26 protein-coding genes, 1 tRNA gene and 1 CRISPR repeat array are annotated in these 24,731 nt (G+C 56.7%); of the genes, 7 read left to right on the top strand and 20 right to left on the bottom strand.

Annotation, left to right across the window (positions count from 1 at the left end; translation table 11 throughout):
- Window positions 1-40: 40 nt before the first annotated feature.
- The gene (locus ACZ5AM_RS03530; protein WP_464915509.1) at window positions 41-190 is read left to right on the top strand and encodes a hypothetical protein; all 150 of its coding nucleotides are present in this window, start codon (window positions 41-43) and stop codon (window positions 188-190) included.
- Between the two features lie 232 nt (window positions 191-422).
- Here the strand turns inward: ACZ5AM_RS03530 and ACZ5AM_RS03525 are convergent, their stop codons facing one another.
- The 10 genes from ACZ5AM_RS03525 to ACZ5AM_RS03480 all read right to left on the bottom strand — a co-directional run bounded on the left by ACZ5AM_RS03525 (window position 423) and on the right by ACZ5AM_RS03480 (window position 10,559).
- Window positions 423-827: a PIN domain-containing protein gene (locus tag ACZ5AM_RS03525; protein ID WP_464915508.1), complete on the bottom strand. Its 405-nt coding sequence runs from the start codon at window positions 825-827 to the stop codon at window positions 423-425.
- The gene (locus ACZ5AM_RS03520; protein ID WP_464915507.1) at window positions 809-1,060 is read right to left on the bottom strand and encodes an AbrB/MazE/SpoVT family DNA-binding domain-containing protein; all 252 of its coding nucleotides are present in this window, start codon (window positions 1,058-1,060) and stop codon (window positions 809-811) included. Before ACZ5AM_RS03520 ends, ACZ5AM_RS03525 begins: the two co-directional genes overlap by 19 nt.
- A 97-nt stretch (window positions 1,061-1,157) precedes the next feature.
- Window positions 1,158-1,805: a 30S ribosomal protein S7 gene (gene rpsG / locus ACZ5AM_RS03515; protein ID WP_464915506.1), complete on the bottom strand. Its 648-nt coding sequence runs from the start codon at window positions 1,803-1,805 to the stop codon at window positions 1,158-1,160.
- Between the two features lie 5 nt (window positions 1,806-1,810).
- Window positions 1,811-2,254, bottom strand: a complete 444-nt coding sequence (locus tag ACZ5AM_RS03510; RefSeq protein ID WP_014122317.1) for a 30S ribosomal protein S12 — start codon at window positions 2,252-2,254, stop codon at window positions 1,811-1,813.
- A 13-nt stretch (window positions 2,255-2,267) separates the two neighbouring features.
- Window positions 2,268-2,705: a NusA-like transcription termination signal-binding factor gene (locus ACZ5AM_RS03505; protein ID WP_464915505.1), complete on the bottom strand. Its 438-nt coding sequence runs from the start codon at window positions 2,703-2,705 to the stop codon at window positions 2,268-2,270.
- Entirely contained in the window at window positions 2,705-3,013 is a 309-nt protein-coding gene (locus tag ACZ5AM_RS03500) for a 50S ribosomal protein L30e (protein ID WP_464915504.1), read from the bottom strand. The genes ACZ5AM_RS03505 and ACZ5AM_RS03500 overlap by 1 nt, the downstream gene beginning before the upstream one ends.
- A gap of 13 nt (window positions 3,014-3,026) precedes the next feature.
- On the bottom strand, window positions 3,027-4,202 hold the full coding sequence (gene rpoA2, locus ACZ5AM_RS03495; RefSeq protein WP_464915503.1) for a DNA-directed RNA polymerase subunit A'': 1,176 nt from the start codon (window positions 4,200-4,202) through the stop codon (window positions 3,027-3,029).
- A 1-nt stretch (window position 4,203) separates the two neighbouring features.
- Complete coding sequence (locus ACZ5AM_RS03490) at window positions 4,204-6,921, bottom strand: DNA-directed RNA polymerase subunit A' (RefSeq protein WP_464915946.1); 2,718 nt, start codon at window positions 6,919-6,921, stop codon at window positions 4,204-4,206.
- Window positions 6,922-6,926: 5 nt separating this feature from the next.
- Entirely contained in the window at window positions 6,927-10,295 is a 3,369-nt protein-coding gene (locus ACZ5AM_RS03485) for a DNA-directed RNA polymerase subunit B (RefSeq protein WP_464915502.1), read from the bottom strand.
- 15 nt (window positions 10,296-10,310) lie between these two features.
- A complete protein-coding gene (locus tag ACZ5AM_RS03480; protein WP_464915501.1) occupies window positions 10,311-10,559 on the bottom strand; it encodes a DNA-directed RNA polymerase subunit H in 249 nt (82 codons plus the stop codon).
- 231 nt (window positions 10,560-10,790) lie between these two features.
- Here ACZ5AM_RS03480 and ACZ5AM_RS03475 point away from each other — a divergent pair.
- Window positions 10,791-10,868, top strand: a tRNA-Gly gene (locus tag ACZ5AM_RS03475).
- A 45-nt stretch (window positions 10,869-10,913) separates the two neighbouring features.
- Here ACZ5AM_RS03475 and ACZ5AM_RS03470 read toward each other — a convergent pair.
- The 4 genes from ACZ5AM_RS03470 to ACZ5AM_RS03455 all read right to left on the bottom strand — a co-directional run bounded on the left by ACZ5AM_RS03470 (window position 10,914) and on the right by ACZ5AM_RS03455 (window position 13,458).
- Entirely contained in the window at window positions 10,914-11,396 is a 483-nt protein-coding gene (locus tag ACZ5AM_RS03470) for a DUF835 domain-containing protein (protein ID WP_464915500.1), read from the bottom strand.
- A gap of 224 nt (window positions 11,397-11,620) precedes the next feature.
- A complete protein-coding gene (gene mce, locus ACZ5AM_RS03465; RefSeq protein WP_464915945.1) occupies window positions 11,621-12,019 on the bottom strand; it encodes a methylmalonyl-CoA epimerase in 399 nt (132 codons plus the stop codon).
- A gap of 12 nt (window positions 12,020-12,031) precedes the next feature.
- Window positions 12,032-12,988 (bottom strand): methylmalonyl Co-A mutase-associated GTPase MeaB, encoded by a 957-nt coding sequence (meaB, locus tag ACZ5AM_RS03460; RefSeq protein ID WP_464915499.1) that lies wholly within the window; start codon window positions 12,986-12,988, stop codon window positions 12,032-12,034.
- A 38-nt stretch (window positions 12,989-13,026) separates the two neighbouring features.
- Window positions 13,027-13,458 (bottom strand): cobalamin B12-binding domain-containing protein, encoded by a 432-nt coding sequence (locus tag ACZ5AM_RS03455; RefSeq protein ID WP_464915944.1) that lies wholly within the window; start codon window positions 13,456-13,458, stop codon window positions 13,027-13,029.
- 120 nt (window positions 13,459-13,578) lie between these two features.
- On the opposite strand from ACZ5AM_RS03455, the gene ACZ5AM_RS03450 reads away from it, so the two are divergent.
- Complete coding sequence (locus ACZ5AM_RS03450) at window positions 13,579-14,235, top strand: PHP domain-containing protein (protein ID WP_464915498.1); 657 nt, start codon at window positions 13,579-13,581, stop codon at window positions 14,233-14,235.
- Between the two features lie 41 nt (window positions 14,236-14,276).
- Window positions 14,277-14,708: a CRISPR direct-repeat array (repeat unit 30 nt; unit sequence CTTTCAATTCTCCAAGAGTCTTATTGCAAC).
- 456 nt (window positions 14,709-15,164) lie between these two features.
- Here the strand turns inward: ACZ5AM_RS03450 and ACZ5AM_RS03445 are convergent.
- From ACZ5AM_RS03445 to ACZ5AM_RS03435, 3 genes are all read right to left on the bottom strand, one after another.
- Window positions 15,165-15,734 (bottom strand): Maf-like protein, encoded by a 570-nt coding sequence (locus ACZ5AM_RS03445; RefSeq protein ID WP_464915497.1) that lies wholly within the window; start codon window positions 15,732-15,734, stop codon window positions 15,165-15,167.
- Entirely contained in the window at window positions 15,734-16,102 is a 369-nt protein-coding gene (locus ACZ5AM_RS03440; RefSeq protein ID WP_464915943.1) for a hypothetical protein, read from the bottom strand. The genes ACZ5AM_RS03445 and ACZ5AM_RS03440 overlap by 1 nt, the downstream gene beginning before the upstream one ends.
- Window positions 16,103-16,212: 110 nt before the next feature.
- Window positions 16,213-18,021 carry a PINc/VapC family ATPase gene (locus ACZ5AM_RS03435; RefSeq protein WP_464915942.1) on the bottom strand — a complete coding sequence of 603 codons (1,809 nt, stop codon included), beginning with the start codon at window positions 18,019-18,021 and terminating at the stop codon, window positions 16,213-16,215.
- A gap of 96 nt (window positions 18,022-18,117) precedes the next feature.
- Between ACZ5AM_RS03435 and minD the strand changes: the two genes are divergently transcribed.
- The 3 genes from minD (at window position 18,118) to asnB (ending at window position 21,156) form a co-directional block, all read left to right on the top strand.
- Window positions 18,118-18,855: a cell division ATPase MinD gene (gene minD / locus ACZ5AM_RS03430; protein WP_464915496.1), complete on the top strand. Its 738-nt coding sequence runs from the start codon at window positions 18,118-18,120 to the stop codon at window positions 18,853-18,855.
- Between the two features lie 10 nt (window positions 18,856-18,865).
- The gene (locus ACZ5AM_RS03425) at window positions 18,866-19,615 is read left to right on the top strand and encodes an ATP/GTP-binding protein (RefSeq protein ID WP_464915495.1); all 750 of its coding nucleotides are present in this window, start codon (window positions 18,866-18,868) and stop codon (window positions 19,613-19,615) included.
- 101 nt (window positions 19,616-19,716) lie between these two features.
- Complete coding sequence (gene asnB / locus ACZ5AM_RS03420) at window positions 19,717-21,156, top strand: asparagine synthase (glutamine-hydrolyzing) (protein ID WP_464915941.1); 1,440 nt, start codon at window positions 19,717-19,719, stop codon at window positions 21,154-21,156.
- Here the strand turns inward: asnB and ACZ5AM_RS03415 are convergent, their stop codons facing one another.
- The 3 genes from ACZ5AM_RS03415 to ACZ5AM_RS03405 form a co-directional block, all read right to left on the bottom strand.
- Entirely contained in the window at window positions 21,157-22,353 is a 1,197-nt protein-coding gene (locus ACZ5AM_RS03415) for a hypothetical protein (protein WP_464915494.1), read from the bottom strand.
- Window positions 22,354-22,455: 102 nt separating this feature from the next.
- On the bottom strand, window positions 22,456-23,478 hold the full coding sequence (locus ACZ5AM_RS03410; RefSeq protein ID WP_464915493.1) for an L-threonylcarbamoyladenylate synthase: 1,023 nt from the start codon (window positions 23,476-23,478) through the stop codon (window positions 22,456-22,458).
- Window positions 23,479-23,485: 7 nt separating this feature from the next.
- The gene (locus ACZ5AM_RS03405) at window positions 23,486-23,911 is read right to left on the bottom strand and encodes a hypothetical protein (RefSeq protein ID WP_464915940.1); all 426 of its coding nucleotides are present in this window, start codon (window positions 23,909-23,911) and stop codon (window positions 23,486-23,488) included.
- Window positions 23,912-23,991: 80 nt separating this feature from the next.
- Here ACZ5AM_RS03405 and ACZ5AM_RS03400 point away from each other — a divergent pair, with 80 nt between their 5' ends.
- Entirely contained in the window at window positions 23,992-24,696 is a 705-nt protein-coding gene (locus ACZ5AM_RS03400) for a nucleotidyltransferase domain-containing protein (protein ID WP_464915492.1), read from the top strand.
- Window positions 24,697-24,731: the final 35 nt, after the last annotated feature.

Genomic DNA, 24,731 nt, shown 5'->3' with positions numbered 1-24,731 from the left:
CACTAACATTCTCATCTACTACCTCGTGGATGCAATCCCTTTGGAAGAGCTCCTAAAGGTTGAGGAAATCCTCAGGAAGAGCCTCAACGTTTCCATAATTACAAAGATTGAATTCCTCGGCTGGAAGAGCCATACTCCAGAGGGCTTTGAGAAGTCGAAGGGCATGTCATACCGCTCACAGATGAGATAGCCGACGTTGCCATCGAACTCCGAAGGAAGGCCAGCATAAAGCTTCCTGACTCGGTTATAGCCGCTACGGCACCTCCACACAACCTAAACTCTGATCATGAGGAACGTCAAAGACTTCAAAAAGGTTGAAGGACTCAGAATATACAACCCCTTCGAGAAAATCGACAGGAAAGTCAAGTAATGAACCTGGGCATTCTCCTTTTGGCTTAGAAGACTGAAAAACGATGGGGAACTCAAAGCCATTCTATTTTGACCTTCCCCTCAACGCTCCTAAACTCATCATCTCCGGTTAGGAGAGTTGCGTTCAGGTCTATTGCCGTTGCAACGGCGAAGGCATCGGCATAGCTGAGCCTGTGGAAGGCTTTTATCCTGCCCGCAATGAGGGAAAGACGCTCATCAACGTGAACAAATAGAATCGGACTTTTCAGCAAATTGGCTATAATAAAATCCGCGATATCAACTCCCTTTCTGCGTGCTATGATGTAATAAACCTCACCGAGGTTTACAACGTTTATATAGAGCTTCACTTCCCCCATCTCGGCTTTTCTTAGTAAATCTCTGACGCGTTCCGCGCCCCTTTCGTGAAGGAGATAAGCAACGATAGCATAGCTGTCGAGCACTACTCTATCCACTTCCATTTTCTGGCCTCCAGCTCTTCCTCCTCAGCCCTCACTTCTTTCATGATTTCCTTAAGCGGCTTGTCAAACTTCAGTATTCCCATGAGTTCAATGCCCTTTTTAACCGGAACTATCACTATCTCGTTTCCAAAGTCAAGAACCTCAAGTTCGTCCCCCTCTTTGATGCCAAACTTCTCGCGAATGACCTTGGGTAAGACTATCTGACCTTTTGTAGAAACTTTTACTGTCGTCATCTTACTACCACCAAAATAATCTTACTCACAAAATTATAAAAACCTTCCGAGAAATGAGGCGAGAAGGCGAAAGAATAGTGAGAAAACCCGCCAGCCCTCAGCGTGAGGACTGGGCGATCCTCTCGATTTCTTCCTTCTTGCTGTAGGCGAAGCTCTTCGGGTCCTTGTTGGCGGCGGCTATGATCTCCTCAGCCAAAGCCTGAGCGTAGCTGGTCTTGTTCCTGTAGCACTTGGCTGAAGCGCCGAGGGCGATGTTCTTGAGGGCTATGTCGAGCCTCCTGAGCGGGGAGACGTCGACCGCCATGTGGTAGCGGATTCCACCGAAGGCGATGGTGGTGGTGTCCTCCCTCGGGGCGGCGTTCTCGATGGCCCTGACGAGAACCTGAATCGGGTTCTGCTTAGTTCTCCTCTCGATGATCATGAAGGCCTCCTTGACGACCTCGTAGGCCTTCATCTTCTTGCTCATGAGGGAGCGGTGTTCCCTCCTCATGAAGTGGCCGCCGACCTTGTGGCTGCTGGCACCGCTGCGCATTACCTTGTTGATGAGCCTTTCAACGATGTGAACCTGGGCCTTGCCGAAGGCCTTCTTTGCATGCCTACCGTGGCTGTGCGGGAGTATCCTCGCGTCGAGGTTGATGTAGGGCTTGAGGGACGGGTCGCTGACGGTTACGTCCTCAACGCTCCACCTGCCCATGACCTTGAGCTCCTTGGGTATAAAGAACCTCTCGGTAAGTGCCTTGGCCATTCACTTCACCTCCTCGGCTTCTCCTTCCTGCCCTTGACGAGCTCCTTGAGGCTGACACGGTTCACCTTGACGACCTTGTACCTGATACCGGGGATGTCACCCATCGAACCGCCCTTGGGACCGCCGATTCCCTCGATGATGACCTCGTCGTGCTCGTCGATGTGGTTTATTGCACCGTCACCCGGAGTGAAGGCGGTGACGACCTTACCGTTCTTGATGAGCTGAACCCTGACGGCCTTACGCATGGCCGAGTTCGGCTGCTTAGCCTCGACGGCTATCTTCTCGAGGACTATCCCTTTCGCCTGCGGAGCACCCTCGAGCGGGTCGCTCTTCTCCTTGAGCCTAAGAACCCTCCTCTTGTAGCGGATGTCGCTCCAGCGGAACTTCTTCCTCTTGAGCTTGAGCTTCCTTCCCGCGAATTCTCCATACGGAGCCTTCTTTCCAGCCATGATCATCACCCCATCAGATTACGATCACGTCACTAATACCGTGGTGTCTCTCCATCAACTCCTTCACGAGGTTGATGTTCTGGCCGCCCCTGCCTATGGCGCGCGGCTTTTCGCGCGGGCTTATGTCGAGCAGGGCGACCTTCTTACCGTCTCTCTTTTCAGTGATGTGGATCTTTTTAACCTTAACCCCGAGGCTCTTATAAATGTTCCTCAGGAACTCTTCGGGGTTCTCTGAGTGCTCGATGAGCTCTATCTCCTTCCCGAGCATGTTCTGGACGCGCTTGACGTTCGCGCCTTTCTTCCCTAGGGCCAGTCCCATCTCGCCCTTCTTGATGACGTAGATAAGCCTGTTCCTGTTGCTGTCGATCAGGCAGTCCAGTACTGTAGCTCCGGTCATGCTCTCGAAGAGCGCTATGTACTTTATCTGGTCTGTGTTGAGCTTGAGCGGCATTACTCCTTACCCCCAGCAAGTGCAAGTATTCTGCTCTCACCGGGGTCTATTACGGTGAGGGCCGAGACCGTGTGCGGCCTTCCCAGGAGGGTTCCCAGTTCAACGCTGGTGCCCTCGAACTCGTAAACGGGTATGCCGCTCAGCTTGGCGTAGTAGAGTATGTCCTCCTTGATGTCGGGCCTCGCGTTCCTGGCTATGATTATCATCTTTGCCCCGCCGACCTTGGCGTACTGTATGCTCTTCTTGGCTCCCATGACTATCTTTCCAGTGTCTTGGGCTTTCCTAAGTTCGAAAGCGAAATCAACCATTAACTACACCTCCCTACTCCCTTTTCGGTCTCAGGGGAAGGCTCATTGCCAGCTTGACCGTTCCGGTTCCAACTGGAACCGGCTGTCCTATGAGGACGTTCTCAACCACTCCGTTGAGGGGATCCTCCTCTCCCCTCTCAGCAGCCTCAAAGAGGTGCTGGGTGGTGATCTCGAAAGCCGCCCTCGCGAGGACGCTCGACTTCTCACCAACAATACCGTGCCTTCCGATGGGCCTTATGACGCCGTCCAGCGTCATCATATCGGCGACGAGCATTATGTGCCTGATGTCAACCTCGAGACCCTGCTCGCGCATCGTGTTGACGATTTCCTCTATGATCGCGTTTCTAGCCGCTTCAATGCCGAGCACTTCCGCGATCTCCCAGATGTTGTTAGTCCTCGTCCTGGTCGGGTCGACGCCCGGAACCTTGAGCACCTGCTTGAAGTTCGAGCCCTCGGTGTAGATGACGTACTCGTCGCCCTCCTTCCTTATGATGGTCTTACCGACGCCAGAGAGGCCTTTAAGGCGGTGCTTTTTAACCTTTTCGGCAAGCTTCCTGAGGTCAGAAAGCTTTCCAACTTTCTTCGGCCTGCCTATCAGCGAATAACCGTCGACCTCGAACTCCGCGCTCTTGAAAGAGCCGGAGAGCTTCCTGAGGATCCTCTCCATGTCGAGGCCGGATTTCTCAAGCCTTTCGGGATCTATGTCGACGACGAACTCGTAGTTGAGGATGTCGATAGTCGTCTCCCTGGCGAGGTTCTCTATGGTAGTTCCCTCAATCCTTCTGGCAACTTCCCTCGCCTTTTCGAGGTCATAGCGGTGCTCCTCATCGAGGAAGACAGTCATGACAGGCGTGGATGGGTTCTTTCTGGCATCCACAATCTCGATGATCCTCGGCAGACCGAGGGTGACGTTGATCTCAGCGACACCCGCGTAGTGGAAGGTGTTGAGGGTCATCTGCGTTGACGGCTCACCGATGGACTGTGCCGCAACTGTTCCTATGGCCTCACCCGGCTCGATGAGGGCGTTCTTGTACTCCTCAACGGCCTCCTTGATTATCGCCTCGACCTCGGCCTTCTTGAGCTTGTACCTCTTGTTGTACTCGACGAGCTTGCTGTAGAGCTCCTCCTTGATGTTCTCCGGAAGTTCGGCCTTGTCGACCATGCTCTTGATGGTCTTCGCTGCGACCATTTCACTCACCTCCCCTCATCTTGATGAGGGTCCTAACGATGGCCCTATCAACGTCAACCGTCTTGCCCTGCCAGCTCTTCATCGGATCTATCCCGTCCTCACCGTACTTGAACTGGACGATGATTCCGGTTGGATCCCTCACGGTTCCGTCATAGTCTACCTTGAGGTCCTGGAGGGCGTTTATCAATCTCCTCTGCATGTAACCGCTCTGTGCCGTCCTGACCGCGGTGTCGACGAGACCTTCCCTTCCACCCATTGCGTGGAAGAAGTACTCCTGCGGCGTAAGCCCGCTCTTGTAGGAGTTGATGACGAATCCCCTGGCCCTGGCTCCCAAATCACCGGGCTTGAAGTGGGTTAAAACCCTTCCGCGGTAGCCGCGGTAGAGACGCTTTCCACGGATGGACTGCTGGCCGAGCATAGCGGCCATCTGGGTGATGTTGAGGATCTTACCCCTCGCCCCGGTCTTGGCCATGATGACCGCGTGGTTGCCCATACCGAGGTAGCGCTCGGCGACCTTACCGGCGTTGTCACGGGCCTCAGCCAAAACCGCCATGATCTTGCTCTCAAGGGTCTCCTCTAGGGTTTTGCCTGGCAGAGGCTCAAGCTCGCCGTTCTTGTATGCCTCTATGAGCCTGTTGACCCTCTCCTCGGCCTCGCGGATTATCTCGTGTATCCTGTCGAGGGCCTCGCTTGGAAGGTCCTCGTCGTCTATTGCCGTCGTGAAGCCCTTGTGGGTTATGACCCATATCGCCAGCTTGGTCACCTGGTCGAGGAACTGTCTGGCCCTCTCGACGCCGTACTCCCTCACGATTATGTCGAGGAGCTTCCCGTCCTCTCTACCGTAGGCCTTCTTGTCTATGGCACCGCTGAGGAGCTTCCCGTTCTGGATGTAGACGAAGCCGTCGTAGGCTAACTTCCTGACCTCCTCGGGATCAGGGATGAGCTTCTCCTCAATGAGCTTCTCCAAGGCCTCGCAGCGCTCTGGCTCGTCGCAGAGCTTGTTGCGGTACCATATCGTCAGGTCATCGGGAAGGAGGAGTGAAAACACAGTCTTGCCGCTCCAGAGGGGCTGGCCGTTCTCGAACTTGTCAGGCTCTGGCAGCTCGTCTACGTCAACACCGGCGAAGGTGAGCATCTGCTCGACCTCGAGGCGGGTGAAGTATGCACCCTCGCGCGTGAGGAGGTAGCCGCCGGAGATGTGGTCCTGGATTCCAGCTATAAGCGGGCCGCCGTAACGGGGCGAGATTATGTGGTTCTGAACCTCCATGAGAACCTTTGCCTCCGCCTGCGCCTCCTCGGTCTGGGGAACGTGCAGGTTCATCTCGTCACCGTCGAAGTCCGCGTTGTAGGGCGGGCAGACCGGGAGGTTGAGGCGGAAGGTCCTGTAGGGCATGACGCGGACGCGGTGGGCCATGATGCTCATCCTGTGCAGGGAAGGCTGCCTGTTGAAGAGTACTATGTCGCCGTCCTCGAGGTGCCTCTCAACGGTCCATCCTATGTCGAGCTTCTCCGCGATCATCTCGAGGTTGCTCTCCATGAGCCTTATCCTTCTGCCCTCGGGGTCGATGACGTAGTTGGCACCGGGATACTTCTCGGGCCCGTTGAGAACCCTCTGCCTGAGCTTCTCGAAGTTGAACTCGGTGACCTTCTCAGGAACCGTGAGCTCCATGGCGACCGCGAGAGGAACCCCGACCTCGTTGATGCTTATCATCGGGTCTGGGCTGATTACGGTACGGGCCGAGAAGTTGACACGCTTACCGCTGAGGTTCCCTCTGAAGCGGCCCTCCTTACCCTTCAGACGCTGGGCTAGGGTCTTGAGAGGCCTTCCGCTCTTGTGCTTGGCCGGAGGAATTCCAGATGTTTCGTTGTTGATGTATGTGGTAACGTGGTACTGGAGGAGATCCCAGAGGTCCTCGATGATGAGTTGAGGAGCCCCAGCCTCTATGTTGGACTTGAGCCTGTTGTTTATCCTTATGATGTCGACGAGCTTGTGGGTGAGGTCGTCCTCAGCCCTTATACCGCTCTCGAGGGTAATGGAGGGCCTCATGGTGACGGGGGGAACCGGGAGGACGGTGAGGATCATCCACTCCGGACGGGACTTATCGGGATGGAGCCCGAGCAGCGGGAGATCTTTGTCCGGGATCCTCTCAAGCCTGTCCCTTATCTCGCTCGGCATCATCCTGTGCTTGTACTCGTTGCCCTCCTCATCCTTCCTGAGCTCGTAGTAGATGGTGGGCCTCTCGAACTTGAGCGGGAACTGCGGGGCACCGCAGTGTGGGCAGACCATCCTCTCCTTGGCCTTCTTGTGGATCTCCTTGATTAGCCTGTCCTTGGCCTTCTTCCTGTCGCCGACGACCTCGAACTTCTTCATGTACTCCTCTATCTCCTCATCCGTGAGCTTTATCCTCCCGCACTCGCGGCAGGTGCTCTCCAAAACCCTCTGGATGGTCTTGGCGAAGCCCACATGAACAACGGGCCTGGCGAGCTCAATGTGTCCGAAGTGGCCAGGACATTCACCGGCCCTTGCACCGCAGGTCTCGCACCTCAGTCCGGGGTCGATCACGCCAAGCCTCTTGTCCATGAGGCCGCCCTCGATGGGGTAACCGTCATCGTCGTAGGTGTCGGGAACCGTTATCTCGGCCGCACTCATCTTCCTGATCTCCTGCGGTGAGAGGATGCCGAACTCGATACTACCGATAACCTTCTTCATCGACTGCATGGCCATCACACCCTATCCTTGAGCTTGAGGGAGGGCCTTATTACCATCGCCTTGAGCTCGTCCAGCAGGAGCTTAAACGCGTAGCTCATCTCCACCTTGCTTATCCTCTCTTCCTCACCGCAGACTGGGCAGTAGACCTTTCCGCGGCGCTTGTCTTCCAAAGCCAAGTGCCCACAGCTCTCGCAGACCCATACCTCTGTTTTGTCGCTCTCCTCCAGGAGACGCTCGATGAGGAGCATTGCCGCACCGTGGCCGATGAGGACGTCACGCTCCATCTCACCGAACCTGAGACCACCCTCTCTGGCCCTACCCTCGGTCGGCTGCTTGGTGAGCACCTGGACCGGACCTCTCGAGCGCGCGTGCATCTTGTCGGCAACCATATGGTGGAGCCTCTGGTAGTAGATGACGCCTATGAATATGTCGGCCTCAAGGCGCCTTCCGGTTATGCCGTCGTACATGATTTCCCTTCCGCTGTGCTTGAAGCCAAGCTCCTCAAGTTCCTTCCTCAGCCTCTCCTCTGGCTCGCCGATGAAGGCAGTACCGTCAACGCGCCTGCCCTTGAGCGAGGCGACCTTTCCGCCTATTGCCTCGATTAGCTGTCCAACGGTCATACGGCTCGGGATACCGTGCGGGTTAACGATGAGGTCTGGAACGATACCGCTCTCGGTCCAGGGCATGTCCTCCTGAGGAACGATGAGACCGATGACACCCTTCTGACCGTGCCTTGAAGCGAACTTGTCTCCAAGTTCTGGAATGCGGAGGTCTCTCACGGTTACTTTGACGAGCTTCGTTCCGTCGCCGGTCTCGGTGATGATGACCTTGTCAACGATGCCCCTCTCGCTCGGCCTGACCGCTATGCTGGTTTCCCTCCTCTCCTGGAGGGCTATCCCACCGAGGCCGCTCTGCTCCTCAAGGAACCTCGGCGGCGAGGTCCTTCCAACGAGGACGTCCTTTCCTTCGACCTTGGACTCCGGGAAGATTATACCGTCCTCGTCGAGGTTGCGGTAGTACTTGTCGCCAAGGTAGCCCTTGATGGTCGGATCGGGCTTCTCGAAGCGGTCCATCTGGCCACCGAGGTAGCGCTTCTCCTCGGCCTCGTAGGTCCTGAAGAAGGTGCTCCTCCCGAGGCCGCGCTCTATCGAGGCCTTGTTCATTATGATTGCATCCTCCATGTTGTAGCCCGAGTAGCTCAGAACCGCGACCACGAAGTTCTGGCCGGCAGGCCTCTCCTCAAAGCCCACCGCTTTCATTATGCGGGAGTTGACGAGCGGAACCTGGGGATAGTGGAGCAGGTGCCCGCGGGTGTCAACGCGAATCCTGAAGTTAGCAGCTCCTAAACCAAGGCTCTGCTTGGCCATACCGGCACCGTAGGTGTTACGCGGGGCAGCGTTGTGCTCCGGGTAGGGGACGAGGGAAGCCGGAATACCAAGTATGGCAGCGGGCATGAGCTCGAGGTGGGTGTGCTCTTCCGTAACTTCCCACGGCCAGGTGGCAACGTAGGCGTTCTCCTCTTCCTCGGCGTCAAGGTACTCTATGACCCCGCGCCTTATGAGGTCGCTCCAGGTCAGCGTCCCGTTCTTTATCCCCTCGACGTGCTCCTTGGTGAGCTTCGGCCTTCCGTTCTCGACTATGATTAGCGGCCTCCTGACCCTTCCGTCGTCGCTGTTGACGTAGACCTCCTTGACGTCCTCCTCCTCGTAGATGGCAACGTTCACAACGTCGCTTATCTTTCCACTCCTCCTGTCGGCCCTGATCCTTTCCACAAGGGCCCTGCCGTCATCTATCGTGCCTATGAGGACGCCGTTGAGGTAGACGCGGTAGAGGCCCGGAGAAGGCCTCCTCTCCTCAACCGGGATCACTCCAAGCTCCATAAGGTAGTTCCTGGCCTCCTCCTCTGGGATGCCGGTGGTTATCTGGGCCATCAAAGCTAGGTTCTTGACGAGACCACAGTTCGGACCTTCGGGGGTCTCGGTAGGACAGATCCTGCCCCAGTGGGTTCCGTGAAGGTCACGGGCCTCGAAGTGGGGCTGGTCCCTGCTGAGCGGAGAAGTGACGCGCCTGAGGTGGGAGAGGGTTGACATGTAGTTGGTCCTGTCGAGGAGCTGGCTGACGCCCGTCCTTCCCCCAGGCCAGGAACCTGTGGCGAGGGCGTGCTCTATCCTCTCGCTCAGGACATCCGGCCTCACGGAGTTCCTCACGAAGCGCTGGATGTTCTCGAAGGTGTAGCGCTCGCCCTTCCTCTGGTAGGTCTTGGTCATCTGGTACTGCATGTCCTTGACGAGCTGGCCGAAGGCAACGCGGAAGAGGTCTTTGAGAAGGTCTCCAGCGAGCTTGAGCCTCTTGTTGGCGTAGTGATCCTTATCGTCCTCATCGCGGAAGCCGAGGGAGAGCTCGAGAACCTTGAGGGCCATCATGCCGAGGTAGTAAGCCTTAGCACGTCTGTTCTCCGGCTCGACCCCCATATGCGGGAGAAGGTTGTTGTCGATGATGTGCTCGGCCCTTCTGAGCCTGTACTCCTTGGGCTGGCCAGGGAGGGAGAGCTTTCCTATGTAGTCGAGGGCCTCCTCCTGAGTCCTTATGTCGCCAGCGTCGTCGAGGTTGTCGAAGAGGACCTGCTGTATCCTCGGGTCGTCACTTACCGCTTCAACTATCTCCTTGTCGCTGAGGAGACCAAGGGCGCGCATGACGTAGACGAACTTAACCGGCTTTGGAACGTTCGGGATGTTGACGTAGAGAATACCGTCCTTCTTCCTCTCTACGGTTATGAGGGCCCTGTAGCCGTGCCTGTAGGAGAAGACCTTGGCGACGACCTTGTTCTGCCTCTCGTCTCTCTCCACGAGGGTCTTGTTGGGGGCGAGGTCCTCAATTGAAACTATAACCCTCTCTGAGCCGTTGATTATGAAGTATCCTCCCGGATCCTTCGGGTCCTCGCCGAGCTCTATGAGCTCCTCGTCGCTGAGGCCGTAGAGGCGGCATGCCTTTGATTTCAGCATCAGCGGGAGTTCACCGATCCTAACTTCCACGGGCTCCTGCTCGATGCCGTTTATCACGGGGATCAGCTCGAGGAACAGCGGGGCCGAGTAGGTGAGGTTCCTTATACGAGCGTCCATCGGGTAGAGGGGCTTCCTCTGCCCCTGAGCCTCCTGAAATACGGGCTCTCCGAGGCGGATCTTGCCGAACTTGACCTCGAAGTTTGGGATGTCCGGCTTAACGCCGCCGAACTCGTCTATGACCTCCTGAAGGCCGTGATCGATGAAGGCGTTGTACGAATCGAGGTGCTGCCTTACAAGTCCTTTCTCCTTCCAGTATGATTCCATAACCAGCCAGAGGTCGTCGGGAGTAACATCAACAACGGTGGGTCCTCTCGCGCTCATGCTCTCACCTCAAAATCAGTCCTCCACAACGAGCCGGTAGTAGTAGTAAACCCCAGCCGTCGGGCTCTTCCTCTTTATCTCGATAACGTCGCCCGGCTTTGCCTCGAGCTGGACAACGGCAGGGTCAGAAGCCTTGATCTGGGGAAGCTGAGACAGCTTTATGCGGTGCCTTCTGAGGAGCTCCTCCTTCTCCTCCTCGCTGAGGATCCTGTGCTCCGGAACCAGCTCGTGCATAAACACGTTAAACTCCTTCTTCGCCGCCACCGAGAAATGCCCCCTTACAGTTTTTCAGAATGATTGCCACTACCCCCCGGTTTGGGTTCACCTATATAAGCTTTTCGTGGATAAACTGCGGTGGGAGGTTTATAGGGCTTACGAAAAGTTTAAGAAGCTAGTTTTGTCCGATAGGATCCCTTGAAGGACATTATTGTTCATCACCTTCCACGGGAACGCGAGGGTAAACTTTTTAAATGTCCCCCCAATACTAAAATCCGCGCGGTGGTAGTCTAGCCTGGTCTAGGACACCGGCCTCCCAAGCCGGTAACCCGGGTTCAAATCCCGGCCACCGCACCACAGAAGCCTTCCTTCCGGCCCTTCTCTTCCAACTTCACGGAAACATCAAACTAGAACCCCCATTGTGCGCTTGAGGAGTGTCTTTTCCCTCTCCGTGAGGGCATCGCTCAAAACGACGTAGAACTGAGTTCCGTTCATCACCGCTATGTCCCTCACCTTGGAGACGAACCTCAGGGCCGGCACGAGGCCGTTTTCTAGCATCAGGTACTCGAACCCGTCGAGAACCACCTTGGACCTTCTGATTGAAGTGTCCCTGATTACAGCAAACTCGATTTTATGAAGGTCCCGCGGGTTGACGGCGTTGGGGTGTTCAACGGTCGTAAGCCAGAGGACGTTGAGGGGAAACCTCCCGGGCGGGAACTCGCGGGTGATGCCAAAGTAGTCGCGGGTTATCAGAAAAACCGGGCTGCCCCTAGAAAGGTGGGACGCAAGGAACGGCCTGAGGCGGGAGGGTTCTAGGAGGGATCCCTCCTTCATCGAAGCCCTCGAAGGGTCATCACCCTCCAACTTTCCGAACAGACGGACCATGATGTAACACCAATGCCCACTTTTTCAGAGATTGGGCGCATCCACACTATATAAACTTTTCGAAAATTATGTCCCAATGAATAACAAAAAGAGCACGTTTGTGCAATTAAAGTAACAGATGAAGGCACGACATGGACATAATTCACATCTCAACCCAGAACCGTTTCAAAGGCCAACCAACAAAAGCCGAAACGCTCAGATAAAGAACATAAAAGGGAACCGGATCAGTCCCTCTGGCATAGCTCGAGGAGAACGCCGGTTACCGCCTTGGGGTGGACGAAGGCTATCTTCGCCCCGCCGGCACCGATGCGCGGCTTCTCGTCGATGAGGCGGTAGCCCTTCTCCTTGAGTTCCTCCAGGTGGGCCTCTATATCATCCACACCGAGTGCTATGTGGTGTATGCCCTCGCCGCGCTTGGCTATGAACTTCGCTATCGGAGAGTCCTCCGAGGTCGGCTCGAGGAGTTCTATCCTGCTCTCCCCAACGTGGATTATCGCGGTCCTGACCTTCTGGTCCGGAACTTCCTCTATCTCCTCGACCTTGAGGCCGAGGCCCTCCCAGACCTTTATCGCCTCGTCGAGGTTCTTAACGGCGATACCAACGTGGTCTATCTTCCTGAACATCGCAACCACCACCTAAACTTTGAGCGTTTCGCCCATAACCCTTTCGGCGGCCGAGTAGGGGTCGAGCCTTCTCTCGACGACGGCATTTATAAGCTCCTCGGCGTCCTTCCCCCTCAGCTTCTCCTCGACCTTCCTGGCAACATCGCCGGCCACTATGGCCTTTATCTCCTCCCTGGCGCGCTCCTTCCGCCTCTCGGCCAGCTTCCCGCTCCTCTCGAGGAACTCGCGGTGCTCCTTTATGGCCTCCCAGAGCGGCCTGACTCCTTTGAGCGTGAAGGCGACAGTCTCGACTATCGGCGGCTCCCAGCCGAGCTCCCTCCACTTGTCCCTCTCGAACTCGATGGCCATCTTCAGCTCGAGGTAGAGCATCTCCGTGCCTTCCCTGTCGGCCTTGTTGATGGCGAAGATGTCGGCGATCTCCATTAGACCGGCCTTTAAGGCCTGGACCTCGTCTCCAAGCCCTGGAACGTTGACGAGAACCACCGTGTCGGCGGTCTTCACGATGTCGACCTCCGTCTGGCCTACCCCGACAGTCTCGACGAATATGACGTCGCAGCCGTAGGCGTCGAGAATCCTCACCGCGTCGTTGGTAGCTTTAGCTAGGCCTCCGAGGGAACCGCGAGTGGCCATGCTCCTTATGAAGACGCCGGGATCGGTGGAGTGCCTCTGCATCCTCAGCCTGTCGCCGAGAAGGGCACCGCCGGTGAAGGGTGAGGTCGGGTCGATGGCTATGACCCCAACGACGTGGCCCTCTTCCCTCGCGAGCTTTATGAGCTTGTCAAGGAGAGTTGACTTTCCGGCCCCGGGCGGGCCGGTTATGCCGACGACGTAGGCTTTTCCCGTGTGGGGGTGAACGAGCCTCGCTATCTCCCTGGCCTTCTCCTCGTCGTTCTCGGCGAGAGTTATGAGCCTCGCGGCGGCCTTCTTGTCGCCCCTGAGAAGTGCTTCAACCAGTTCTTCAAGGCTCATAGGGCATCGGGGAGAATAATGAGGGGAGGGATATAAACTTAAGCCCCCTTGAACCTCTTGAGGTTCTCCACGGCCCTGTCAACGAACTCGATGGTCTTCTGGAGTGAGGTTCCAGGTCCGAAAACCTCTGCAACGCCCATCTTCTTGAGTTCCTCGGCGTCGTCGGGTGGGATTATCCCTCCGGCGAAGACCACGATGTCCTCGTTGAGCTTCAAACCCCTCTCCTCGAGGAGCCTGAGTATCTTCGGGATGAGGACCATGTGCGCGCCGGAGAGTATGCTTATCCCCAGAACCGGCGCGTCCTCCTGGATCACCGTCTCGACTATCTGCTCTGGCGTCTGCCTTATCCCGGTGTAAATAACCTCGTAGCCGGCCTCCTTCAAGGCCCTGGCGACGACCTTCGCGCCCCTGTCGTGACCGTCCAGGCCGGGCTTCGCTATGACAACGCGAACCTTTGAGCGTTCGACCATCTTCACCACCGCCCTATTTTAGGCGTGGACGTATTTAAAGCTTTGTCAAAGTTCAAGGGGGAGCTTTACGTTGGATATTTTGTCCAGAAGCCTTTTTAACCGCCGGGCGTATCTTTGGGCATGCTGAGGTTTCCGCACGACACCCACACCCACACGGTCTACTCCGACGGAGACGGCGCGATAGCAGACAACATAGCGGCCGCCGAAGAGAAGGGGCTGAAGCTACTCGCGATAACCGACCACAGCCACTACCTCGGGCCTAAGACTCTGAACCGCTACGTCCGCGAGGTGAAGAGGTGGGCCGAGGATTCCGAGGTTAAGGTTTTGGTTGGAATAGAGGGGAACATAACGGCGGAAGGCGTTGACGTCCCAGAATGGATGGCGAGGAAGCTGGAATTCGTTATAGCCAGCGTCCACGAGTGGCTCGAAACGCCCGAGGAATACCTGACGCTCGTGAAGGCCGCCCTGATGGATGAGAACGTTGACGTAATTGGCCACTTCGGGGCCAACTTTCCATACATCGGCTTTCCTGGAGCGGAGGAGCTTGAAGAGATCCTAGAGCTTGCGGAGACAAACGGTAAGGCCTTTGAGATAAGCTCCCGCTACAGAGTCCCGGACGTCGAGTTTATCAGGGAGTGCATACGAAGGGGGATAAAGCTCACCTTCGCGAGCGACGCCCACAGTCCGCGGGGAGTGGGAAACGTGGGCTGGAGCGAGAAGGTGTTCATAAAAGCTGGTGGAAAGAAGGAGGATCTGCTTTTCGGGGAGTTTCTTTGATGTTGAGTCTTACTGCAATGGCTTTGATCACGAGTGTGCCGGTTTCAATTCTCCAAGAGTCTTATTGCAACCTGCGTACCAACTCAGCTTTACGTTATCCGTCCCGCTCTTTCAATTCTCCAAGAGTCTTATTGCAACTAGAAGTTGGTGCGGACGGGGTGCCTAGGGTTAAATTCTTTCAATTCTCCAAGAGTCTTATTGCAACTGAAGGATGAGGAAGAGCGAAAGGCAGTTGATAACCCTCTTTCAATTCTCCAAGAGTCTTATTGCAACACGAACATTTACGTTAACTACAAAACTGCTCCACCAACCTTTCAATTCTCCAAGAGTCTTATTGCAACCGTACAGAGTGTACAGATACAATCACTACGGCTCGACTTTCAATTCTCCAAGAGTCTTATTGCAACATATTGAAGGATGGAAAGTTTGTTGCGATAGTTAAGCTTTCAATTCTCCAAGAGTCTTATTGCAACAGGGCGGCTTTTCCCTTCTTTTGCCCTTTAAAGGGTTAAGAATCCTGGAAACTTATAAGCTTTTCTTCGGAGGGGCCCTCAAAAGGCCCCAGGAAGGCTTTATTTAAAGGCCGCAGATGGGCTGGATACCACGGAGACTCTGATTAAGCGGGGCTTTTTGAGGTGGATGTTTCTGTTCACGAGACTTCCAGACGAATAAGAAAGGCTTAGAGAGTGGAAATTAGTCTCAAAAGACGGCACTTTCAAAACGAACATGTTTAAGAGGGGGACAGCGGTATTGGGGCTATTTCCGTTCTCCGTTTTATCACCCGAAAAAATTTCGTTACAAGTTTGTGGGCAATCTGTAACGTTTCGCCAAATAGTAACAAACTGTAACTGAAGACTTCCAAACGTGAGGAAGCGGGCAAAACCAAAGGAGGAAGCCCTAAAAAGCTCAAGACCTAAGAAACAAGGGAGTCAGCGTGATAAAACCTCAAAGCCCAGCTCCCTGAGCTTCCAGATTATCTCCAGCGGAAAGCCCACGACGTTGTAGTAGTCGCCCCTTATCCACTCAACGAAGAGACCGGCCTTCCCCTGTATGCCGTAGGCGCCGGCCTTGTCCATAGGCTCCCCCGTGGCTATGTAGGCCCTTATCAGCGCGTCGTCTAGCTCGCGGAACTTTACCTCGGTAACGGCCCTCCCGCAGTGCTCCTCTCCTCGATGAACTATGCAGTAGCCTGTCGTGACCCTGTGCACCCTTCCGCTCAGTAGCTTGAGCATCCTGAAGGCCTCCCCCTCGCCCTCAGGTTTGCCCAGAATTCTGCCGTCCACGCTGACCACGGTATCAGCACCTATGACAGTGGAATCGGGAGAAACGCGGGAGTAAACCTCCAGGGCCTTCCTCCGCGCCAGCTCAAGGGCGTATTCTACCGGCTCGCCCAGCGAACACTCCTCGCTCGCCCTGCTAGGCACGACCTCGAACTCGGGAATGAAGCGGGAGAGGATCTCCCTCCTCCTTGGGCTGGCCGAGGCTAGGATGAGGGGCATCAGGAGAGGCACCCCTCTATTTCTCTGACGACTTCCTCAACGTCCCTCTCGAACTCGAAGACTCTGATGCGGTTCCCGCTAATGCCCGGGCAGTCGCTTCCGGCCCTTCTGAGCTTTACATGGACGGTGGCCTTCTTCCCATCTTTTTCGACCGTGTACTTCCTGTAAACGGTGTCGCAGTCGTCTCCTTCTGGCGTCTCGACTGAAACATCAAACCGCGCCTTCAGAACCCTGTCGATCCCCTCCAAGATCCCCACGGCTATGTCGTAGCTCTCCTCCTCGATGACGATCGGGACGCAGATGTGCTCGATGTTGTGCTTGTCAAACTTGTGGAAGGTCTCGGGCATGATGACGACCTCGTACCCCATTCCCACCACCGGGGAAGAATAGACGGGAGGGTTAAAAAGTTGTCCTTTAGCCCAAAGCCCCGGTGATTCCAACTTTATACAAAAGATTCAAGGGAAAGGGCAACCCAAACTCAAGTCGTTGCCCATATAGGTATGCCAGCCTCTATGAGCCTCCTGAGCTCCTTCCCTATCGGCGTGCTCTTGCTGACCTTGACGAGGCCCTTCTTGCTCGGCGTGGCGGTAAAGACGTACTGTTCCCCCCCATAGAACTTGAGGGGCCTTTTGGCATAGTCGGGCGAAACTCTGAGGACTATCGTTTTCTTCTTCTCCTCGACCTCCACAGGGATCTTCTCCTTCGGCTTTTCAGCTTCCCTCTCGGCGAAGCTCTTGACGTCGATGCTTATGCCTATCCTCTTCTCAAGCTCGGTGATGCGCTTGCCCTTCTTGCCGATTATCGCCGGGATGTCGAACTCGTCGGCATAAATAACCGCCTTGTGCGGGCTGACTATCTCGACTTCCGCGTAGACATCGGGTAGGAACTTCTTTATCTCCTGCTTGAGCCTCTTCTCGGCGAGCTTCAGAGCTGGGGCCTTCTCCTCCTTCTTGACCGGGACAACGCTTATCTCCTCGCCGTAGGTGTAAATCTCGTACTCAAGTTCACCTGTCTCGAAGTTCCTCACCTCAATTACCGGCCTCGCCAGGTCCTCCTCCTTCATACCGCTCGGTACCTTGACAAGGTACTCGAGGGTAAGAACCTTAGCAACGTTTCCTGCCTTGATGAAGATGACGGTGTCGACTATCTGCGGTATCATTCCGAGCTCGACCCTGCCGATGAACCTCTGGACCGCGTCTATCGGCTTGGTCGCGTGAACCACTCCGACCATCCCGACTCCGGCCAGCCTCAAATCGGCGTAGATCTTGAAGTCGCTCGTCTTCCTCATCTCGTCGAATATCGTGTAGTCCGGCCTCACGAGGAGGAGGATGTCACCGGTAAGTTCCATTCTACCGTTTAGAGCGGTGTACTGCGTTATCTCCTCGCTAACCTGCAGGTCGCGGGGCTTCTCCATGGTCTTGACGACTTTGCCCATCGAAGCGTACCACTCGGCCAAAGCCTGCGCGAAGGTCGTCTTGCCCTCGCCAGGAGCGCCAGCGATCAAAATGCCCTCCGCCCTGTCCCTTAGCCTTTCGAGCAGCTTTTCGCTCAGCTCGTAGTCCTCTATGCTGAGCTTCTTGACCGGCCTCACCGCGGTAATCTCTATCCTGTCCGCGAAGGGAGGCTTTGCTATGACGATACGATAGTTCCTGAGCTGGACGACCGTCGCCCCGGGCTCGTCCATCTCGATGAAGCTCTCGGGGTCGCGCCTGGCGCGCTCGACGATGTCGTCGGCTATCTCGTGGAGTTCTTCATCAGTCAGAACCTCGTCCCTGACGGGAACGAACTTCCAGTCTCCCGGCTTCCCCTTCTTGGCGAAGGGCCTTAAGCCACCCTTCAGGTGGACGCTCATCGTGGTCTCGTCGAAGAAGTCCTCGAGGCGATGGCGAAGCTCCTTCTTGGCGGTGAGGTAGATTACCTCTATCCCCTTCGCTATCGCTATGTCCCTCTGGACCTGGTCGCCCGTTATGAGGGTAGCTCCAAGCTCCCTCGCTATCTCGCGGACCATATGGTCTATCTCGCCGGCCTTGGCCCTTCTGATCTGCCACAGATCCGGCCTCTCACCGTGGAACTCGAGGAGTATCTTACCTTTATCCGCCATGTCGCGGAGCTTTTTGAGTTCCTCAAGGCCCACGTGGCCTATGGCCTTCCCCTCGTTGGCCTGGTGCTCTATCTCCGCTACCACAGCCTCGGGAATGACCACCTTGACCTTCTCGTTGAGCGTTGAGAGGAACTGGGTCAGTCTTCCATCAACTATCACGCTCGTATCGGGAACGAACACTCTCATCTCTCTCACCCACCCCAACTTCTTCGAACGGTTCATAAGGTTTAGCATTTCCTAAAGCTTCATAAAGGTTGAAGGAAAATCCCTACGGGTGGAACTATGGGGCATCTGATTTCAATAGCCTCGGGGAAGGGGGGAACGGGAAAAACGACGACGACGGCAAACCTGTCGATAGCCCTCGGGAAGCTCGGAAAGAGGGTTCTGGCGGTTGACGCGGACCTAACCATGGCGAACCTGAGTCTGGTCATGGGTATCGACGACGCTGAAACCACTATCCACGACGTCTTGGCTGGAGAGGCCGACGTCAATCAGGCGGTCTATCAAACCAGCTTTGAGAACGTTGATCTGGTTCCGGCAGCTATAGACTGGGAGCACGTTAAGAAGGCCGACCCGAGAAAGCTCCCTGCTACAATAAAGGTCTTCAAGGACCAGTACGATTTCGTTCTAATCGACTGCCCCGCGGGCCTTCAGATGGACGCCATGAACGCCATGCTGAGCGGCGAGGAGGTCATCCTTATAACGAACCCTGAGATATCGTGCATCACCGACACAATGAAGGTAGGGATAGTACTAAAAAAGGCCGGACTGGCCGTTCTCGGCTTTGTCCTCAACAGGTACGGGCGAAGCGAAAACGACATACCGCCGGACGTCTCCGAGGAGGTCATGGAGGTTCCGCTCCTCACTGTAGTCCCGGAGGATCCGAAGGTCAGGGAGGCGACGCTGGAAGGTGTGCCCGTCGTCGAATACGCCCCTGAGTCAGAGGGGGCCCAAGCTTTCATGAAGCTCGCCCAGGAGGTCATAAGGATAGCCGGGCTGAAGGCGAGGGTCATGTACTGAGGGAGTGGCCATGATACTGGCCTTCCTGGGTACAGCGGGAAGCGGCAAGACCACGCTCGCCGGGGCCTTCGGAAGGTACCTAGAGGAGAGGGACTACAGCGTTGCCTACGTGAACCTGGACACTGGGGTCAGGAAGCTGCCCTACCAGCCGGACCTCGACGTCAGAGATATCACCACCGTGGAGGGGATAATGGAGGAGGGCTACGGGCCCAACGGGGCCATAGTTGAGAGCTACGACCGCCTCCTGGAGCACGTCGATGGAATAGCAGAGGACATAATCCACCTCGACGGCAACCACGACTACACCATAATCGACACCCCCGGCCAGATGGAGAGCTTCCTCTTCCACGACTTCGGCGTCAGGATAATGGAGCACCTGAAAGAACCCCTAGTAGCGTACCTCTTCAGCCCGGAGATACTTAAGAGACCCCACGACTACTGCTTCGTCAGGTTCTTCACGGTGATGATAGACCTGAGGCTCGGGGCCACCACGATACCGGTTCTAAACAAGATCGACACCCTGGGGGAGGACGAGCTGGAGAGGCACAGGAAGTACCTGGAGGACCTGGAGTACCTCACGGCGAGGCTGAAGTTTGACCCGACGATGCAGGGGCTTCTCGCGTACAGGATGTGCTCCCTCCTTCCAGAGGTCTCGCCGCCGGTCAGGGTCGTCTACGCGTCAGCTGTCACCGGCCAGGGCCTCGATGAGCTGGACACCCTGTCGTATGAGCACTACTGTACATGCGGCGACCTCACCTAATGAACCCCCGTCCACCTTTTCTCCCGAGGGATAGCTACATTTTCAAGTGAGAAGGGGGAAGGCTTTTCTACAAGCCCTCCCAACGGGCTGGGGTGAGAGTCGTGTGCCTTATAGGGGGAGGAATGGGAAGGGGACTCAGGGAGAGGTTCATCACGATGATCCTCACCGGCAAGCATCGCGGTCCAGACAGCTTTGGCGTGTGGACCGACGAGGGCTTCCTGAAGAGCCTCGATTTCAGCGACCTGGGCGAAATCCCAGACGGGAGGATCGGACTTCTCCAGTGCAGGCTCGGAATGACCGGCTCAAAGGAGTACACTCAACCTTTCTTCAACCGCTTCACCCTCGTCCACAACGGCGAGATCTACAACCACCCCCAGCTCAGAGCCTTCCTTGAGGGCAGGGGGGTGGAGTTCGAGAGCGACGTGGACAGCGAGGTGATCCTCCGCCTCCTCGAGCACCTCCTGGAGAAAGGCCTCTCGATAAGGGAAGCCGTAAAAAAGGCAATGAAGATGCTCGAAGGGGACTACGCGGTGGCCTTCTCGGACGGTGAGAGGATATACCTCTTCAGAGACCCGGTGGGAATAAGGCCCCTCTACTACTCCCCGAGCGGCTTCTTCGCAAGCGAGAAGAAGGTGCTCTGGGCCATAGGAGAGGAGGCCCTACCCGTGAGCCCGGGTGAGCTGGTGACGATCTCCAGGGGAGGCGTGAGAAGGGAAAGGCTCTTCAGCATGGCCGAGCTGAAGCGGAAGGGGATGATGGAGGGGCTGGCCCTCAAATCACTCGGTAAGGTGCTGGAGTACTCCGTAAGGGTTAGGTGTGGAAAGAAAACGGGAATACTGTTCTCCGGGGGACTCGACAGCTCGATAGTGGCCCTGCTGGCTTCGAAGTACTCGGACGTCGTCCTCTACACCGCCGGAACGGAGAACAGCCAAGACCTCCAGTGGGCTAGGAAGGCGAGCGAGGATCTAGGACTGGAGCTCAGGGAGCACGTCTTCGCGGAGGAGGAAGTTGAGGAGGCCCTGCCCGAGATAGCCTTCGCGATAGAAGAGCCCAACCCGATGAACCTGGCCATAGGGATTCCCCTGTACTTCGCCACAAGGCTGGCGCGCGAAGACGGTGTGAAGGTTCTCCTTAGCGGGCAGGGGGCCGACGAACTCTTCGGGGGCTACGCCAAGTACCTAGAGAGGCCGGAACTCATGGAGAGGGATCTCATGGACCTCGGGGAGAGGAACCTGGCCAGGGACGACAAGATAGCGATGCTCAACGGGGTCGAGGGCAGGTACCCCTTCCTATCGATGCCCGTCGTCCTGAGCGCCCTGAACACTCCGCTCGAGCTGAAGATCGCGAACGGAACGAGGAAGCTAATACTGAGGAAACTGGCGCTGAGCACTGGACTGCCAGAGGAGATAGCGCTGAGGGACAAGAAGGCCGCCCAGTACGGCAGCGGGGCCCAGAAGGTTATGGAGAGGATAGCGAAGAGGAGAAACCTAACGCTCAGGGGACTGGCGGAGGCGCTCTTCAGGGAGAGGTTCGGCCCATGATCACTCCTTCGTGTTTATCCCCTCAGCCTCGTGGAGCATCCTGATAACGGGCTCCAGCTCCGCTATAGCCCGGAGCGTCCCATCGGCGATCTCTATGGCCCTCTCCTTGTTTCCGCGGTCGAGGTAGTACTCGACGTCGCCCACGGCCGACAATATGCCCGTGCTCTTCTTCTCCGCACCGTGCACCTTCAGGAGGGCGGCACGCATGAGTATCCTGTTCTCTATGCGGCTGTCGAGGCGTATAGCTTCGTGGTAGGCCTTGAAGGCCTCCTTCAGCTTTCCAACAGCTAGAAGGGCCTGCGCCAGTTCTAGGAGCTTTCTAGCGGCGTTCCTGTCGTCCCCGGCACCCTGGTACGAACCCACGACCTGATAGGCCATCCTCACGTTGTTGAGGCCTATGAGCTTGGCCCTGCTGGTGTTGCCGGCTAGTAGATAGGCGTACTGGGCCTTGAGGAGGTAGGTGGTCGTCCCGTCCAGATCCCCCTGGGAGTAGGCCACCTTACTGGCCTTCTCGTAGTTTCTGGCGGCGGTGTCCATTATCTCGACGTAGTGGGTGTCGTAGCCGAAGAGCTCCAGCAGGTAGAAGGAGAGCCTGTAGAAGGCCTCGGCCGCACCGGCGCTGTCGTTGGCGGCTACCTTTTCTTCAGTCAGCCGCCCGTAGGCCGTTATGAGCGAATCGGCTATTCTCCTAGTCGCCTCGGGATCTCCTAGGGCCTTGTAGTAGCGGAAAGCGTCCTCGTAGGCCCTTATGGCTCCCAAAATGTCATCGTTGTCCAGGTAGGCCTTCCCAAGGTCCTCGTAGATCTCAGCAAAGTACTTCGCGTACTTCTTCAGGTTCTTCTCGTCCCCCACGGTGGCGAAGACGGAGAGGGTCTTCGAGCAGAACTCGTTGAGGCGACCTATATCAACCTCGAACTTGTCGAGTTCGGCCTCGATTAGCTTTATGTAGAGCGACGCGCTTTTAAGGAGGGGCTTCCTGGCCATATCCGGCTTCCCAAGCCGGTGCAGAAAGAAGTAGCCGAAGTAGTAGTAAAGCCGGGCCGCGTCCTCGAGCTTCCCCTCGTCCTCGTACTTTTTAGCCGCCCGAAGAATCAGCTTGAGGCCCTCCTTTATTTCGCCGTCCTCAAGCTTTTCAAACCCCATGTGCTCAAGATCCTCGGGAGAGGCCATCTCAGGAATCAGCGCCAATTTTCTCACCCCATGATTTAATGGGCACTACCCATCAACCCACTTAGCGAGTCCATGTATTTAAGTTTATCCACCGTGTGAAAGGGAGAAAATCGGGGAGAGTAAAGCAGTTCAAACCCTTACGACGTGGTATCCAGCGGCCTTCCTCAGGCGGTTCATCACGGCCAGGCCGAGGCCCCTCTCCTCAATCCCCTCCGCTATTATGACGTCAACCCCCCGCTTGTCGAGCTCCCTGAGCGCCCTGAACACGTTCCTAGCGACCTCCTCATCGGTCTTTCCGAGGTGGAAGAAGGCATCGGCCTCGTGCTCCTCCGTCGCCATCACGCCGACCCTCAGCCCCTCGGATCTAAGCTCCCCAACGAGCTCGTCGATCTTCTTTCTAACAGCCTCCCGCATTCCCTCGACCACTATCACCTGGGCGTTCGGGGAGTAGTGCTTGTACTTCATACCCGGGGCCCTGGCCAGGTCAACCTCCTTTCCCCTCACGGCCGGGTGGATCTCAACAGGGCCGGCAACCTTCTCGATCTCCTCCAGGGGAAGGCCACCGGGGCGGAGAAGGACAGGCCTCTCGCCGGTCAGATCGAGAACCGTGGACTCAACGCCTACTGGCGTCGGCCCCCCATCGATTATGCACTCTATCCTCCCGTAGAAGTCCTCCACCACGTGTTCGGCATCGGTCGGGCTGGGCCTTCCGCTGATGTTGGCGGAGGGGGCGGCTATTGGCCTTCCGCTCAGCCTGATGAGGGCCAGGGCTATCGGGTGTGAGGGCATCCTGACCGCGACCGTGTCCAGGCCGCCGGTGGTGACATCGGGAACCCGCGGATCCCTGGGGAGAACCATTGTCAGGGGCCCCGGCCAGAACCTTCTGGCGAGCTCCATCGCCAGTGGGGGCACCTCCCTAGCAAGCCCCCTGAGCTGGTCGACGTCCGCTATGTGAACTATGAGCGGGTTATCGGCGGGCCGCCCTTTGGCCTCGAAGATCCGCCTCACGGCACTCCCGTTCAGCGCATCTGCCCCGAGGCCGTAGACGGTCTCGGTTGGAAAGGCGACAAGCTTGCCCTCGCGTATGAGGCCAGCGGCTACCGCCAGGCGTTTCTCGTCCACGGCACCGCGCATGGGAATGACTATCGTCACCCAGCCATCACCCCGGGGGCTTTATCTCCACCCTCGGCAGGGGTATGTGATAGGGCAACCTCATCTCCTTGGCTATCACGAAGAGCATCGGGCTTATCTCAGCGGTCAGGAAGTTTATGACCTCCGCAAAAACCTCGGGGGGAACCTTCCTCTCTGCCTCCCACGTGTCGAGGATCCTGTCCACGTCCTCCTTCCTCTGAGGGAGGTACATGAGGGCGCCCTCTATGAGCCCCTCAGCTATCTCCGGTCTGTAGGTCACCTCGTACTTGAAGAGGATCTCGACGCCGTGGGTCTTTCCGGTTGGGGTTCTTATCTCGCCGAGGCGCATGTCCCTTACCTTGGGGGTGAGGTTCACCTCTATTCTGCCACCTATCGGGGGCATTCCTCTCTTCTCAAACTCTATCTTCGTGAGGTTCACTCCGATCACAGGCATCTCTCCCACCAAAGGGGCTCTCCGGCCAACCCCTTAAAAACCTAGGCACGTTTTTAAGGCCCTCGAAGATAGCGAACACGATGCCGAGGGAGAAGGTAGTCCGCGTCTGGGACGAGAGAGAGGTTGTCTACACGCCCAAGAGGTGGCGCTACCTGTGGGAGAAGCGCGAGAAAGCGCTGAAGATAATGGAGCGCTTAGCTCAGTTCGACCCCCTGCTCTACGGCAGCGTTGCCAGGGGCGACGTCAGACGGGACAGCGACGTCGACATCTTCATCCCGGTAAGGATTCCGAGCTACCTCATCGAGCTGGCCCTCGAGGGTCTAGTGAGGAGGAGAAAGATCGTCATGGCTACCCCCTGGCACCTCATCAAGGGCGTCATCGAGATAGACGAGGAGACAACCGTTACCTTCCCGTTGATCGAGCCAACGAACAGGGAGCTTGACTTCTACCGCTGGGGTGGGGCTATCGATCTTTGGGGCGTCAAAACGAAGGAGCGCGTTCCAGGCGTGAACAAAAAGCTCATCCTCATCGTCCCGACGGAGAGGGGCCACATCGAGCGTGAGGTCGTTGGGAGGGAGAGCGAGGTGGCGAAAACCCTTGGGGTGAGCGTTGAGATCGTTACGGAGCGCGTCCACGTGCTCACGAGGCGCGACAGGATCGGGAGGACAGGGATCTACATAAACGAGGAAGTCCCGGACTGGATGAGCTTCGAGGAGGCCCTCAAGATAATAGCCGACCGCGACCCGAACGTGAGGAGAAAGGTTAGGGAGCGGGGAGGGGTTTAGCAACCCTTATATCTTTCAAGACAGAACAAACCTTG

This window comes from Thermococcus fumicolans (assembly GCF_055386755.1).
The sequence above is the reverse complement of the archived record's forward strand: the minus strand, read 5'-3'. Positions and strand labels throughout refer to the sequence as shown.